Raw genomic sequence first — 14,853 nt, forward strand, 5'->3', positions numbered from 1 at the left:
GTTTATTACGCTTCGTCGCCGAACCAGCAAATATTACGTGCGGCCATGATGAGCTCACCCGCTTTCTCGTCGGTTAATCCTTCGATATCGCTTAGGTCATCAACGCCCTGGTCAGCGAGGTCTTCCAGCGTACAAACACCACGAGCAGCCAGTTTAAACGCCAGCTCGCGATCGAGGCCTTCAAGGTTAAGCAGGTCGTCAGCCGGTTTGTTATTACCAAGGCTCTCTTCCTGCGCCAGGGCCAGGGTCGTCAGGGCATTTTTCGCGCGTTCGCGCAGGGCCTCAACGGTCTCTTCGTCCAGACCCTCAATTTCCAGCAGCTCTTTCATTGGCACATAGGCCAGCTCTTCCAGGGTTGAGAAACCCTCTTCAACCAGCACGGTGGCGAACTCTTCGTCAATGTCCAGGTGCTTAGTGAAGGTATCAATCGCCGCATGGGCTTCCGCCTGATGCTTAGACTGCAGGTCGTCAACGGTCATGACGTTGAGTTCCCAGCCGCTCAGCTGCGATGCCAGACGGACGTTCTGGCCGTTACGGCCAATCGCCTGCGCCAGGTTACCGGCTTCAACGGCGATATCCATGGTGTGCTTGTCTTCATCCACCACGATAGAAGCAACGTCTGCCGGTGCCATCGCGTTGATCACGAACTGCGCCGGGTTGTCGTCCCACAGAACGATATCGATACGCTCGCCGCCCAGCTCGGTAGAGACCGCCTGAACACGGGCGCCGCGCATACCAACACAGGCGCCGACCGGATCGATACGCTTATCGTTGGTCTTCACCGCGATTTTCGCACGGGAACCCGGATCGCGGGCCGCCGCTTTGATCTCGATAACTTCTTCACCGATCTCTGGCACTTCGATGCGGAACAGTTCCACCAGCATTTCCGGTTTGGAACGGGTCACGAACAGCTGCGCACCGCGCGCTTCAGGACGCACCGCGTAGAGCACACCGCGAATACGGTCGCCTGGACGGAAGTTTTCACGCGGCAGCATATCTTCACGCAGGATCACGGCTTCAGCGTTGCTGCCCAGATCCAGCGTGATGTTGTCGCGGTTCACTTTCTTCACCACGCCGGTGATGATCTCACCTTCGTGCTCGCGGAACTGATCGACAACCAGCGCGCGCTCGGCTTCACGTACCTTCTGCACGATAACCTGCTTCGCCGTTTGGGTAGTGATACGGTCAAAGGTGACAGACTCAATCTGATCTTCAACGTAGTCACCCGGGTTCAGGCTCTCATCTTCGTAGCGTGCGGCTTCCAGCGTGATTTCACGCGTCGGCATGGTGACTTCTTCTACCACTACCCAACGGCGGAAGGTATCAAAGTCACCGCTCTTACGATCGATCTCAACGCGGACATCGATCTCTTGCTCATATTTTTTCTTTGTTGCTGTAGCCAGCGCACTTTCCAGCGCTTCAAAAATTTTCTCGCGCGGCAGCGCTTTCTCATTGGAAACAGCTTCAACAACAGCCAAAATTTCTTTATTCATTGGGGGCCTTTCACCTCAATCCAGACTGTTAAAAGTGGGGGACCAGGTTCGCTTTCTGAACGTTGCTCAGGGCGAACACTTCATCTTTACCTTCGACCGTAACGGTGATCATCTCGCCATCGACACCTTTGATAATGCCCTGCCATTTGCGACGATTCTGAACCGCCATACGCAGCACCAGCGTGACCTCTTCGCCTAAATAGCGCGTGTAGTGTTCGGCGGTGAACAACGGACGATCAAGACCAGGTGAGGAGACTTCCAGGTTGTAAGCGACGGTAATGGGATCTTCGACGTCCATCACGGCGCTAACCTGATGGCTGACATCAGCACAATCATCAACATTGATGCCATCTTCACTATCAATATAGATGCGCAGCGTAGATGTGCGACCACGGATAAATTCAATACCAACCAGTTCGTAGCCCAGCGCTTCGACCGGTGCGGTAATCATCTCTGTTAATTTTTGCTCTAATGTGGACAAACCCACCCCCAAGACATAAAAAAAGGGCGTAAGCCCAGTTATTCTGTAGTCAGATAACAAAAAACCCCGATAAATCGAGGCTTTAGATAACTGAACCCTATAGCCGTAACAACGGCCTGGAGAACCTTTCGCTACTGTTTTTTTCAAATGCGACGCCGAAGGCACAAGGTCTTCATAGTATATTTGAAAAAGAACACTAAGGGAAAGTGGTTGCGGGGGCCGGATTTGAACCGACGACCTTCGGGTTATGAGCCCGACGAGCTACCAGGCTGCTCCACCCCGCGCCTGAATCGTGGCAAATACTACGCCGATATTGCACTAAATGCAAGTTAAGACAGGTGTAAACACCGGGAACGACTGATTAGACAGACATTATAATCAATTGATTTTATTCATTGCAACAAAAAAACGCGCTCTTCTCATCTGCTTCACTATTATCCATTCATTTTTTTTAATGATTTTGCCACGCAACGCTTCCGGTCTCCACGAAAAGATGATTAAATGAAAACTCACTTATTTTGCATAATCATGCATTACTGAGGGTGCGCAGGCGCTCTCTGCGGTAATGTTTAGCCTATCATCATGGCGTGGCTGTTAAGTCTCTCACCATAGGTATAGTTAGCAGGGATTTATTTTATGACGACGATTCTCAAGCATCTTCCGGTTGGACAACGTATTGGCATCGCTTTCTCCGGCGGCCTCGACACCAGCGCAGCCCTGCTGTGGATGCGCCAAAAGGGCGCTGTTCCTTATGCCTACACGGCTAATCTGGGTCAGCCAGATGAGGATGACTATGAGGCTATCCCACGCCGTGCAAAAGAGTATGGAGCAGAAAACGCACGTCTGATCGACTGCCGTAAGCAGCTGGTTGCCGAAGGCATCGCCGCTATTCAGTGCGGTGCGTTTCATAATACCACCGGCGGGCTGACCTACTTCAATACTACGCCGCTGGGCCGTGCCGTAACCGGTACCATGCTGGTTGCCGCCATGAAAGAGGATGGCGTAAACATCTGGGGCGACGGCAGCACCTATAAGGGCAACGATATTGAACGCTTCTACCGCTACGGCCTGCTGACCAATGCCGAGCTGAAGATCTATAAGCCGTGGCTCGATACCGACTTTATCGACGAGCTGGGCGGCCGCCAGGAGATGTCCGAATTTATGATCGCCTGCGGCTTTGACTACAAAATGTCGGTAGAGAAAGCCTACTCCACCGACTCCAACATGCTGGGCGCGACCCATGAAGCGAAGGACCTGGAGTTCCTCAACTCCAGCGTCAAGATCGTTAACCCGATCATGGGCGTCAAGTTCTGGGACGAGAGCGTGAAGATCCCGGCGGAAGAGGTGACCATCCGCTTTGAGCGTGGCTACCCGGTAGCGCTGAACGGCAAAACCTTCTCTGACGACGTTGAGCTGATGCTGGAAGCTAACCGCATCGGTGGCCGTCACGGCCTGGGCATGAGCGATCAAATTGAGAACCGTATTATCGAAGCGAAGAGCCGTGGCATCTACGAAGCTCCGGGGATGGCGCTGCTGCACATCGCCTACGAGCGTCTGCTGACCGGTATTCACAACGAAGATACCATTGAGCAGTATCACTCTCACGGTCGCCAGCTCGGCAAACTGCTCTATCAGGGCCGCTGGTTCGATCCGCAGGCGCTGATGCTGCGTGATGCCCTGCAGCGCTGGGTGGCGAGCGCCATCACCGGTGAGGTGACGCTGGAGCTGCGTCGCGGTAACGACTACTCCATCCTGAATACGGTCTCTGACAATCTGACCTACAAGGCAGAGCGTCTGACCATGGAGAAAGGCGACTCTGTCTTCTCTCCGGACGATCGTATCGGTCAGCTGACCATGCGTAACCTGGACATCACTGACACCCGCGAGAAGCTATTCAACTACGTTGAGACGGGCCTGCTCTCCTCCTCTGCCAGCACCGGCCTGCCGCAGATGGACAGCCTTGAGCACACCGACAAGCAGTAATATCGGATTGAAGTATCAAGGGCGCGCAAGCGCCCTTTTTTATGCCTGAGAGTTCACACCCTACTTCGCCGCGTCGTTCAGAACCGCATTGAATTTATCCAGCGGACAGAAACCGTCGGCATCTACCGGACAGCCCTTCAGCTCCAGCGTTACGCGCTGCGCCGGTGCCTGCAGGGTCAGCACATCCGCATTGCGCAGCTGTTCCGCACTTTGATACACATACTCAATCTTCATCAGATCGCGGTTAGCGCTCTGGTCATGCCAGCGCTGGAAGACGATTTTGCCGCCGATTGGCGTACGCTCGTACTGATCGTGCAGCTGGTAGGGTTTGAAATCCAGTGCCGTCAGCAGCGAGGCGATATTGGAGTCATGACCCACCAGCAGCGTGATTTTCGGCGCGCTGGCCTGGTCCGTCACCAGCGCCTTATCGATGTACTTCACCAGCGGCTTCGCCACGTTCTGCGCCACTGCCGTGGAGGTGAAGAGCGAATCCTGATAGCCGTTTTTCAGCTTCGACAGCACACGCCACTGCTGGTCAGTTTTGATCTCTCCCCAGGCGACCTGATCCATCGGGAAGCCTTCGTAATACTGTAAGGTGAAGGCATCCACCAGCGAGTTGCCTACCTTCAGCGGCCCGGAGACGCCTGGCTCTTTTTCGTACCCGGCACTGAAGGTATCTTTCGGATCGGTCAGGGAGCAGACCTGCTTCTCTTTACAGGAGGGGGAGTTGTCATAGTTTGTTATCTGCGCCAGCAGCTTATAGCTTTTATCCAGCTGCATCGCCTGACGTTCGGTCTGCATGGCCTGCACCGCCCTGTCGCGGAACGCCGTATCCTTATCGGTGATAACGGGGTTGAAGGTGGGATCCATTGTGCCCATCGCGTCCTGATGGTGAACCGGCACATCGCAGCCGGGGAACGCGCCGGTGATAAAGAACTGTGCGGTGGCTACGGTGCGTTGCAGGCTGTTGGCGTAGGCATAGACGGCGTCAGAGGTGGGACACTCTCCCGCCTTCACCAGCCCCTGCTCCGCCAGCCATTCACGCATATAGTGCCCCATATAGACTTCGAGCACGCCGCCTTTGGTGGTGAGCTGTCCGCCCGGCACATCCCATTCGGGCCATTTGTTCGGCGTTGACTGCTGCAGCACGCTACCGTTATCTGCCAGCGGCGCGCGCAGATTATGGCGGCTCATGATCAACACCTGCTGTAGCTGATAGCCCTCCGGGGTCGTTTGCGCCTGCGCCCCTGCGGTCAGCGTTAATGCTCCGGCCAGCGCAGCTGCGAGTAGTGCTCTTTTCATCCCTAACTCCTCACCTTTGTCATTGTCGCGCTAAGTGTGACAGATTGATGACAAATTTCCCGGAGCCGTTTCGCAAAGTGGGCAAGCCGCTAATGCTTAAGTTGTTGACCGTATTCACGCATCCAGTCGGCTAGCGGCGCGAGGGCATTTTGCAGAGTGAGGCCAAGGGCGGTGATTTGATACTCCACGCGGGGCGGGATTTCAGGATAGACGGTACGTGTGACCAACCCGCGCTGTTCAAACAGCCGCAGCTGTTTAGTCAGCTCTTTTTGCGTAATGGGCGCGGCGGCCCGCAGCAAATCGCCAAACCGCACCGGCTCATTGATGACGATCAGACGATAGATAATCGGGATGGCCCACTTCCCGGAGATCAACCCGATAAAGCTGGTCATCGGGCAGGGCTCGTGCTGACAATTTTTTTCTTCTGCGCAGTCGAGTAATACCGCCATTGCACACCTCTCGCCTCTTTAGTATCCAATTGGTACCTGGTTTCTTTTAGATACTAACGTTTCTATAGTGCTTTCTCCACTCTTCAATCAGGAGAAGCAAATGGGTCGTTTAGCAGATAAATATACACTGATTACCGGCGGTACAACGGGCATTGGCCTGGCGACGGCGCAGGAATTTATCGCCGAAGGGGCGCACGTAGCGGTGACGGGCCGTAACCCTGAGACGCTCGCCGACGCGAAGCGCATTCTGGGAGATAACGCCTGGGTGATCCCCGCCGACGCGGGCGATATCGCCGCGCAAAAGCAGCTTGCAGAGACGATTGCTGCCCGCTGGCCGCGTCTGGATGCGGTCTTCATCAACGCAGGGGACGTGACCCACGGTGAGATTGAGGTATGGGACGAGGCCAAGTGGGATCGCCTGATGGGGATTAACCTTAAAGGCCCCTTCTTTCTCATTCAGGCCCTGCTGCCGCTGTTGAATAATCCCTCTTCGGTGATCCTCTGCGGCTCGGTCAGCGCGCGCATTGGTCTGCCCACCAGCAGCGTCTACGCCGCCAGCAAGGCCGGTCTGCTGTCGCTTGCACGCACGCTGTCGGCCGAGCTATTGCCGCGTGGTATTCGCGTGAACGGCCTCAGCCCCGGCCCGGTAGAAACCCCCGCGCTGAACAAGCTTGGTCTTGACGAAGAGGCGCTGCGGGTCATGCAGGAGGAGATTATCAAGCTGGTACCGCTCGGAAGGATGGGTACCGTGCGGGAGCTGGCGAAGGCCGCGCTCTATCTCGCGTCGGATGACTCAAGCTATACGGTGGGCACCGATCTGCTGGTCGATGGCGGGGTGGGCAGCCTGTAACGGCCTGACAACCCTGTTCAAGGTTTTACTCAGCCTGGATTTGCATCAGAGTCAAATTGCCGCTCATTACCGCGCCGGTATCAATGTAGTACTGATTGGCAAAGCGTTGCGCCTTACGCAGCGGCGTATGACCAAAGATAAAGAGATCCGCGCCGTGGATCTCTTTCACCCTGCCCGCCAGAGAGGCCGCAAGCCGATCCCGATTCCAGAGAAGCTGATCCTCCTCTACCGGCTTACCGTACACGTAGTTATCGTCAGGGTAGTCGGCATGACAAACGATCACTTTTTTACCCTGCGTGTTAACTTCAATGACCAGCGGCAGCGCAGCGATATGCGGCAGCAGCGCTCTGGCCTGCTGCTCCTGCTCATCATCCAGATTGAAAAACCAGCTGCCACCATTCATCAACCAGTGGCTGGCGCTACCGTTGTAGAGCAAACAGTTCAGCATCATCTGCTCGTGGTTACCACGCACCGCCCGGCACCAGGGACAGGTGACCAGGGTCATGCACTCCACATTCTCGACGCCACGATCGGTGAGATCGCCCACGGAAATTAGCAGATCCTGCGAGGTATCAAACCCAACGAAGCTAAGTTTATTTAACAGCAGGCTGTAGCAGCCGTGAAGGTCGCCAGTAACCCAGATATTGCGCCATGCCGCGCCGTTGAGCCGCTGCCAGGTCATGATACTGTACCGTACAGGAGAGGTTGCTGTTTTTAAGCAGTATAGCCGGGAGAGGATAAGAGAAAGAGAGCGCCGCCATATTCATGACGTACAGACGAAAAAAAAGAGATCTTGCGATCTCTTTTCTCTGGAATATTGGTACCGAGGATGGGACTCGAACCCACAAGCCCGTTAGGGCACTACCACCTCAAGGTAGCGTGTCTACCAATTCCACCACCTCGGTACGGAATACTTACTGTGGGATATCGCTTGTCGGCTTGTTAGCCGGCGCTGCGGGTTGAGTCTGCTCAGACGTCGCTGGCGCGCTCAGATTTTCCCACTCGCTCCCTTTGTTGGTTTTGTTGCTGTTAATGTTACCCAGCACCAGGCTGATAATGAAGAACAGGGTTGCCAATACAGCCGTCATACGGGTCATGAAGTTACCAGAACCACTTGAACCGAACAGCGTACCGGAAGCGCCTGCACCAAAGGAGGCTCCCATATCAGCGCCTTTACCTTGCTGCAGCATGATCAGACCCACAAGGCCAATCGCCACAATAAGGAAAACTACTAAAAGAGCTTCGTACATAATCAACCTGTTCCTTGCGGAGTTGCCGCATAACATAAGCTTCAAACCCTGAATGGGTTTCAAACCAAAAGCGGGAGTTAATGTTATTTCCCACTTGAGCGGGTGTGAATACTAACCAAAGCGGATGCCCTGCGCAAGGGCAATTTCGCTGCATTGTATCAACTGCGGAAAAAAAGAGCAAAAGCCGCATTCAAAGGCTATCCGATGCACTAAATGGGCAAAAAACAGACGCTTATTGGTATTAGCGGAGGACCTTAATGTGCAGGATGAGAAGAGCGGTAGCTGCAATGGCAGGTCCAAACGGCATGTAGGGATCGACCGTAGTCAGTCGACGAAAACGCAGCAGGCCCCGGAGAGTAAAAGCAAGTATGCCCAGCGCCGCCGACCCCAGCATTAGCTCCGCAACATAGTCGATACCAAGCCAGGTCGTACAGGCCGCGTAAAGCTTAACATCACCGTTGCCCAGCCCTTCCCGCTTGCAAATCCAGACGTGCCCCTGCGCTATCAGCCAGGTACCACTCCAGATCAGGATTGCTCCCGTTACGCTATCCCGCGGCGACACCGGAATGATATTCAGCACCGAGGCTGCCAGCCCAAGCCATAGCAGCAGGTACACCAGACGATCCGGCAGCAGAAAGAGAGTGATATCAATAACGGCCAGCACATAAAGCAGGCAGAAAAAGCTGGCCAGAAAAAAGAGCTGTAGCCCGGTGAAGTATGGAGCGTATCGGTAGACCAGCACGAGGAAAGCCGCGCCCGTTAATAATTCACTCAGCGGATAGCGAACGGCAAAAGCACATTGACAGTAGCGATGGATAATAACGTTAAGAAAATGGCCCGTTAATAGCCCCAGACCCAGCGCCATACTCGGATACCACGCCACCCTTTCCATAACCTCTCCTTAGCTAAACACATTAAATAGATGAATTTAATGCAGTTTCAAGGAGTTAAAAAGGGCATTATTACCTTTCCGCCACTCCATTTCTGGAGTGGCGTGATAACACGATCAGGCCTGTTTGACCGCATCGGCAATGCGGTGAGCGAACTCGGTAACCTGCGCTTCGTTCTCACCCTCTACCATTACGCGGATCAGCGGCTCGGTACCGGATTTACGCAGCAGGACGCGCCCGCGGCTGCCCAGCGCCGCTTCAACCTCTGCTGTTATCGATTTAACGGTTTCGTGTTCCAGCGGATCGCCTTTCCCGGCAGTAAAGCGCACGTTAACCAGGATCTGCGGGAAGAGCTTCATGCCGCTGCAGAGATCGTGCAGGGTCATATTGTTACGAACCATGGCCGCAACGACCTGCAGCCCGGCAACAATGCCGTCACCGGTGGTGGTTTTGTCCAGCAGGATGATATGCCCGGAGTTCTCAGCGCCAATCCGCCAGCCCTTCTCCTGCAGCTTCTCCAGCACGTAGCGGTCGCCGACCTTAGCGCGGGCAAAGGGAATACCCAGCTGCTTCAGCGCCAGCTCCAGACCCATGTTGCTCATCAGCGTGCCGACCGCACCGCCGCGCAGCTGACCCTGACGCAGGCCTTCGCGAGCGATAATGTAGAGGATCTGATCCCCATCAACCTTGTTACCGTCGTGGTCAACCATGATGACGCGGTCGCCGTCGCCGTCAAAGGCGATACCGAGATCGGCCTTGTCGGCAAGCACGCGAGCCTGCAGCGCACGCACGTCAGTGGCACCCAACTCTTCGTTGATGTTAACGCCGTTCGGCTCGCAGCCGAGGGTGATAACATCCGCACCCAACTCGCGGAAGACGCTAGGCGCGATGTGATAGGTTGCGCCATGGGCGCAATCGACGACAATTTTCAGCCCCTTCAAGCTTAGTTCGTTCGGGAAGGTTCCCTTACAAAATTCGATGTAGCGCCCGGCGGCGTCTACGATACGGCTGGCTTTACCGAGCAGCGCAGAGTCAACGCAGCTGATCTCTTTTTCCAGCTCGGCTTCAATGGCCTCTTCTACCTCGTCCGGCAGCTTGGTGCCGTCGGTTGAGAAAAATTTAATCCCGTTGTCGTAAAAGGGGTTATGGGAGGCGGAGATAACAATCCCCGCTTCGGCGCGGAATGCGCGGGTCAGATAAGCCACCGCCGGCGTCGGCATCGGCCCGGTGAAGGAGGCAGAGATACCGGCAGCGGCCAGGCCTGCTTCCAGCGCCGATTCCAGCATGTAGCCAGAGATACGCGTGTCTTTGCCGATAATGATTTTGCGCGAGCCATGACGCGCCAGTACCTTACCTGCTGCCCAGCCCAGCTTAAGAACGAAATCAGGCGTAATAGGCGCATCGCCGACGCGCCCACGAATACCGTCTGTACCAAAATATTTGCGACTACTCATAGCGTTTGTTTTCCTTCGCTGATAGCGTGGCCTCGACCACCCGCATGGCTTCTGTTGTCTCTTTCACGTCATGTACGCGAATTATGTGTGCTCCTTGCATGGCCGCTATCGTTGCGCACGCCAGGCTGCCGCTCAGGCGCTCTGATGGACCAACGTTAAGCAGCTGGCCAATCATCGATTTACGGGACATTCCCACCAGCAGCGGTAGACCAAAATGGTGAAACTCTGCCAGGCGTGCAAGAAGCGCGTAGTTATGGGAGAGATTCTTACCGAAACCGAAGCCGGGGTCGAGTACCAATTTATCCTTTGTAATGCCTGCTTTCTCACACCTTTCAATCTGTTCGTGAAAATAACGGTTAACGTCAGCAAAGACATCGGCATATTTTGGCGCGTCTTGCATGGTCTTTGGATCGCCCTGCATATGCATCAGGCAGACCGGCAGGCCGGTTTCCGCCGCCGCTTCCAGCGCGCCCGGCTCGCTCAGAGAGCGGATATCGTTAATCAGATGCGCACCCACGCGGGCAATCTCCCGGATGACCTGCGGCTTAGAGGTATCCACTGAGATCCAGACCTCAAAACGCTGCGCCAGCGCTTCTACGACCGGCACCACGCGGGACAGCTCTTCATCAACGCTCACCTCAACCGCGCCTGGCCGGGTTGACTCGCCGCCGACGTCAATGATGGTGGCCCCGGCGTTGATCATCAGGTTGGCATGTTTAACCGCGTCGATCAGCGTGTTGTGTGCGCCGCCGTCAGAGAAAGAGTCCGGGGTGACGTTGAGTATACCCATTACGTGCGGATGAGAGAGATCGAGCGTGGTTCCCTGAGCGAAGAGTTTCATAGAGCATCCCTTGTACTGTGTGGGTGGTAGATAAGAAAAAACCCCGGAGCACGCCCCGGGGTTTTAAATAATGCTAATGCATATGCCGCAAGGGCTTATTTGTCGCCAAACCGCTATTACATGGTGTTGCCGGGGTTTGGCGTACGCGGTTCATCAACCGGACGCGGCGCACGCGGCGTACCATTGCTGTCAGAGCTGTTCGAGCCAGGATCTTCCCAGCCCGCTGGCGGACGCACATCACGACGGGCCATCAGGTCATCAATCTGCGGTGCATCGATGGTCTCATACTTCATGAGCGCATCTTTCATTGAATGCAGGATGTCCATATTATCGTTCAGGATCTGACGAGCGCGGTTGTAGTTACGCTCAATCAGCGATTTCACTTCCTGGTCGATAATACGCGCCGTTTCATCGGACATGTGTTTCGCTTTCGCCACGCTGCGGCCCAGGAACACCTCGCCCTCTTCCTCTGCATAGAGCAGCGGACCGAGTTTGTCGGAGAAGCCCCACTGGGTCACCATGTTACGTGCCAGGTTGGTCGCGACCTTAATGTCGTTCGATGCCCCGGTAGAAACATGCTCAACGCCGTAGATGATCTCTTCTGCCAGACGACCGCCGTACAGCGTGGAGATTTGGCTTTCCAGCTTCTGACGGCTGGCGCTAATCGCATCGCCTTCCGGCAGGAAGAAGGTCACACCCAGCGCACGACCGCGCGGAATAATCGTCACTTTATGGACCGGATCGTGTTCCGGCACCAGGCGACCGATAATCGCATGGCCCGCTTCGTGATACGCGGTAGACTCTTTTTGTGCTTCGGTCATCACCATGGAGCGACGTTCCGCACCCATCATGATCTTGTCTTTCGCTTTCTCAAACTCAACCATCGAGACAACGCGCTTGTTGCCGCGGGCAGCAAACAGCGCCGCTTCGTTGACCAGGTTAGCGAGATCCGCACCGGAGAAGCCTGGGGTACCACGGGCAATGATGGCCGCGTCGATATCTGGCGCCAGCGGTACGCGACGCATATGCACCTTCAGGATCTGCTCACGGCCACGCACGTCCGGCAAGCCAACCACAACCTGACGGTCAAAACGGCCTGGACGCAGCAGCGCCGGGTCAAGCACGTCCGGACGGTTAGTCGCAGCGATAACGATGATCCCTTCGTTGCCTTCAAAGCCGTCCATCTCAACCAGCATCTGGTTCAGGGTCTGCTCACGCTCATCGTGACCGCCGCCGAGGCCTGCGCCACGCTGGCGGCCCACGGCGTCGATCTCATCGATAAAGATGATGCACGGCGCAGCTTTCTTAGCCTGTTCGAACATGTCACGCACACGGGATGCGCCGACACCAACGAACATTTCTACGAAGTCAGAACCGGAAATGGTAAAGAATGGCACTTTGGCTTCACCAGCAATGGCTTTTGCCAGCAGCGTTTTACCGGTACCCGGAGGACCGACCATCAAGACGCCTTTCGGGATCTTACCGCCCAGCTTCTGGAAGCGGCTCGGCTCACGCAGGTACTCAACCAGTTCACCCACCTCTTCTTTTGCTTCGTCGCAGCCTGCAACGTCGGCAAAGGTGGTTTTGATCTGATCTTCGGTCAGCATACGCGCCTTGCTCTTACCGAACGACATGGCACCTTTGCCACCGCCGCCCTGCATCTGGCGCATAAAGAATATCCAGACGCCGATTAACAGCAGCATCGGGAACCACGAAATGAAGATAGAAGCCAGCAGGCTTGGCTCTTCCGGCGGCTCGCCAACCACTTTGACGTTTTTCGTCAGCAGGTTATCAAGCAGTTTCGGGTCGTTGACCGGGATGTAAGTCGTGTAACGGTTACTATCTTTCTTGGTAACGTTGATCTCACGTCCGTTGATACGCGCTTCGCGAACCTGGTCCTGATTGACCTCTTGCAGGAAGGTAGAGTAGTCCACCTTACGGCCACTCGACTCGCTGGGCCCAAAGCTCTGGAATACTGACATCAGCACAACGGCAATGACCAGCCAGAGTATTAGGTTTTTCGCCATGTCACTCAAGGGATTAACCTCATATTACAACTGTGTTAAAAACAGCGTCAGGATACTCTGTATCCCGTCTCATTCAAACCTGAGTCTGATATCAACGGTTTATCATTTTCGCCCGGTCGCTACAATGTACACTTCACGTGAACGTGCACGCGAAGAGTCAGGTTTACGCACTTTTACCTTCGTAAACAGAGAGCGAATTTCTCTTAGGTACTCATCGAAACCTTCGCCCTGAAACACCTTCACTACAAAATTTCCGCCCGGTGCAAGAACGTCGCGGCACATCTGCAGCGCCAGCTCCACCAGATACATGGCGCGGGGAATGTCCACCGCCGGTGTTCCGCTCATGTTGGGGGCCATATCGGACATGACCACCTGAACTTTTTCATCGCCGACGCGTTCCAGCAGCGCCTTTACGACTAATTCATCACGAAAATCGCCCTGAAGGAAGTCGACGCCAACGATGGGATCCATAGGGAGAAGATCGCATGCGATGATCCGCCCCTTGCCGCCAATCTGGGTGACCACATACTGCGACCAGCCGCCCGGCGCTGCCCCCAGGTCGACAACCGTCATGCCTGGCTTAAAAAGTTTGTCACTTTGCTGTATTTCATCAAGTTTAAACCAGGCGCGGGAACGTAACCCTTTTTTCTGCGCCTGCTGCACATATTTATCGCTAAAGTGTTCCTGAAGCCAGCGGCTTGAGCTGGCAGAACGCTTTTTACCTGTCATCTCTATATCCAAGTTGTTCATCGTGAGTAGCAGGCTATCAACTATTAGCACAGCCGATTTGGCGATACACTGGAGATGGCGGTAGAATGAACCGTTTTCAATCCCAACGTAAGCAAAAATATACGATGAATCTGAGTACTAAACAAAAACAGCACCTTAAAGGTCTGGCACATCCGCTCAAGCCGGTAGTTATGCTTGGCAACAATGGTTTGACCGAAGGGGTACTGGCCGAGATTGAACAAGCGCTAGAGCACCATGAGCTAATCAAGGTCAAAATCGCTACCGAAGACCGCGAAACTAAGACGCTGATCGTGGAAGCGATTGTTCGTGAAACCGGCGCCTCTAACGTACAGGTCATCGGTAAAACGCTGGTGCTGTACCGCCCATTGAAGGAGCGTAAAATTTCGCTGCCACGCTAAGAATATCCTGGATAGAACACAAAATCTGTGTAAAACGAGGGGTTTTCCGCAAGCTGACAAGCAAAATGCCACGCTCTTGACGTTGATAAAAGGCCGCTATGCGGCCTTTTTCTTATCTTTACATTACGTCAACATATTACAGGTTGGCACGTAATTAAAGATATTCTACCTTGAGGATCTCGTACTCCACTTCGCCACCCGGCGTACGGATGACAACCACGTCATCCTGCTCTTTGCCGACCAGGCCACGGGCAATAGGCGAGTTTACCGAGATCAGATTCTGCTTAAAATCCGCCTCGTCATCACCCACGATACGGTAGGTCTGCTCTTCGTCGTTATCAAGATTCAGCACGGTAACGGTCGAGCCAAAAATCACGCGGCCATTATTAGGCATTTTTGTGATGTCGATCACCTGCGCATTAGAGAGCTTGGCTTCAATGTCTTTGATCCGCCCCTCGCAGAACCCCTGCTGCTCGCGGGCAGCATGGTACTCGGCATTCTCTTTCAGGTCGCCGTGCTCACGGGCATCGGCGATCGCGGCGATGATTTCAGGACGACGCACGGACTTCAGAAAATCCAGCTCTTCGCGTAATTTTTCGGCACCACGTAAGGTCATCGGAATAGCTTGCATTGTTATACCTCTTAAACATTCCTGTAGGGAGCGGTGGCCCCGCCCCGGTCGCTT

Annotated in this window: 15 protein-coding genes and 2 tRNA genes; 3 read left to right on the forward strand and 14 right to left on the reverse strand. The window is 54.8% G+C overall.

The genetic code is table 11. The features are described 5' to 3' along the window. Nucleotides 1-5 precede the first annotated feature (5 nt). The 3 genes from nusA to RTN40_RS12895 form a co-directional block, all read right to left on the reverse strand. Nucleotides 6-1,493, reverse strand: coding sequence for a transcription termination factor NusA (gene nusA, locus RTN40_RS12885; RefSeq protein ID WP_312228801.1), 1,488 nt, complete (start codon nt 1,491-1,493; stop codon nt 6-8). Nucleotides 1,494-1,521: 28 nt separating this feature from the next. Then, the gene (gene rimP, locus RTN40_RS12890) at nt 1,522-1,974 is read right to left on the reverse strand and encodes a ribosome maturation factor RimP (protein WP_312212004.1); all 453 of its coding nucleotides are present in this window, start codon (nt 1,972-1,974) and stop codon (nt 1,522-1,524) included. Nucleotides 1,975-2,181: 207 nt separating this feature from the next. Beyond that, nucleotides 2,182-2,258, reverse strand: a tRNA-Met gene (locus RTN40_RS12895). A 352-nt stretch (nt 2,259-2,610) separates the two neighbouring features. Here RTN40_RS12895 and argG point away from each other — a divergent pair. After that, complete coding sequence (gene argG / locus RTN40_RS12900; protein WP_312212003.1) at nt 2,611-3,957, forward strand: argininosuccinate synthase; 1,347 nt, start codon at nt 2,611-2,613, stop codon at nt 3,955-3,957. Nucleotides 3,958-4,017: 60 nt separating this feature from the next. On the opposite strand, the gene agp is transcribed toward argG, so the two are convergent. Together agp and RTN40_RS12910 are read right to left on the reverse strand one after the other, a co-directional pair. Further along, nucleotides 4,018-5,259, reverse strand: coding sequence for a bifunctional glucose-1-phosphatase/inositol phosphatase (gene agp / locus RTN40_RS12905; RefSeq protein ID WP_312228802.1), 1,242 nt, complete (start codon nt 5,257-5,259; stop codon nt 4,018-4,020). 89 nt (nt 5,260-5,348) lie between these two features. Further along, nucleotides 5,349-5,708: a helix-turn-helix domain-containing protein gene (locus tag RTN40_RS12910; protein ID WP_312228803.1), complete on the reverse strand. Its 360-nt coding sequence runs from the start codon at nt 5,706-5,708 to the stop codon at nt 5,349-5,351. 100 nt (nt 5,709-5,808) lie between these two features. Here RTN40_RS12910 and RTN40_RS12915 point away from each other — a divergent pair, with 100 nt between their 5' ends. Continuing rightward, the gene (locus RTN40_RS12915) at nt 5,809-6,558 is read left to right on the forward strand and encodes an SDR family oxidoreductase (protein ID WP_312228804.1); all 750 of its coding nucleotides are present in this window, start codon (nt 5,809-5,811) and stop codon (nt 6,556-6,558) included. A 25-nt stretch (nt 6,559-6,583) separates the two neighbouring features. On the opposite strand, the gene RTN40_RS12920 is transcribed toward RTN40_RS12915, so the two are convergent. From RTN40_RS12920 to rlmE, 8 genes are all read right to left on the reverse strand, one after another. Continuing rightward, on the reverse strand, nt 6,584-7,243 hold the full coding sequence (locus tag RTN40_RS12920; RefSeq protein ID WP_312228886.1) for a metallophosphoesterase: 660 nt from the start codon (nt 7,241-7,243) through the stop codon (nt 6,584-6,586). 133 nt (nt 7,244-7,376) lie between these two features. Further along, nucleotides 7,377-7,463, reverse strand: a tRNA-Leu gene (locus RTN40_RS12925). 9 nt (nt 7,464-7,472) lie between these two features. After that, nucleotides 7,473-7,808, reverse strand: a complete 336-nt coding sequence (secG, locus tag RTN40_RS12930; protein ID WP_312228805.1) for a preprotein translocase subunit SecG — start codon at nt 7,806-7,808, stop codon at nt 7,473-7,475. Nucleotides 7,809-8,049: 241 nt separating this feature from the next. After that, nucleotides 8,050-8,700: an A24 family peptidase gene (locus tag RTN40_RS12935; protein ID WP_312228806.1), complete on the reverse strand. Its 651-nt coding sequence runs from the start codon at nt 8,698-8,700 to the stop codon at nt 8,050-8,052. 114 nt (nt 8,701-8,814) lie between these two features. Continuing rightward, entirely contained in the window at nt 8,815-10,152 is a 1,338-nt protein-coding gene (glmM, locus tag RTN40_RS12940; protein WP_312228807.1) for a phosphoglucosamine mutase, read from the reverse strand. Then, the gene (folP, locus tag RTN40_RS12945) at nt 10,145-10,993 is read right to left on the reverse strand and encodes a dihydropteroate synthase (RefSeq protein WP_312228808.1); all 849 of its coding nucleotides are present in this window, start codon (nt 10,991-10,993) and stop codon (nt 10,145-10,147) included. Before folP ends, glmM begins: the two co-directional genes overlap by 8 nt. A gap of 116 nt (nt 10,994-11,109) precedes the next feature. Continuing rightward, entirely contained in the window at nt 11,110-13,020 is a 1,911-nt protein-coding gene (gene ftsH / locus RTN40_RS12950; RefSeq protein WP_312228809.1) for an ATP-dependent zinc metalloprotease FtsH, read from the reverse strand. Between the two features lie 102 nt (nt 13,021-13,122). After that, a complete protein-coding gene (rlmE, locus tag RTN40_RS12955) occupies nt 13,123-13,749 on the reverse strand; it encodes a 23S rRNA (uridine(2552)-2'-O)-methyltransferase RlmE (RefSeq protein WP_042390101.1) in 627 nt (208 codons plus the stop codon). Between the two features lie 125 nt (nt 13,750-13,874). Between rlmE and yhbY the strand changes: the two genes are divergently transcribed. Further along, nucleotides 13,875-14,168, forward strand: a complete 294-nt coding sequence (gene yhbY / locus RTN40_RS12960; protein ID WP_312228810.1) for a ribosome assembly RNA-binding protein YhbY — start codon at nt 13,875-13,877, stop codon at nt 14,166-14,168. 154 nt (nt 14,169-14,322) lie between these two features. Here the strand turns inward: yhbY and greA are convergent, their stop codons facing one another. Beyond that, complete coding sequence (gene greA, locus RTN40_RS12965; protein WP_042390099.1) at nt 14,323-14,799, reverse strand: transcription elongation factor GreA; 477 nt, start codon at nt 14,797-14,799, stop codon at nt 14,323-14,325. Nucleotides 14,800-14,853 lie beyond the last annotated feature (54 nt).

Origin of the sequence: Pseudescherichia sp. (genome assembly GCF_031987975.1) — a bacterium.
In the GTDB taxonomy this organism is placed as follows: domain Bacteria; phylum Pseudomonadota; class Gammaproteobacteria; order Enterobacterales; family Enterobacteriaceae; genus Pseudescherichia.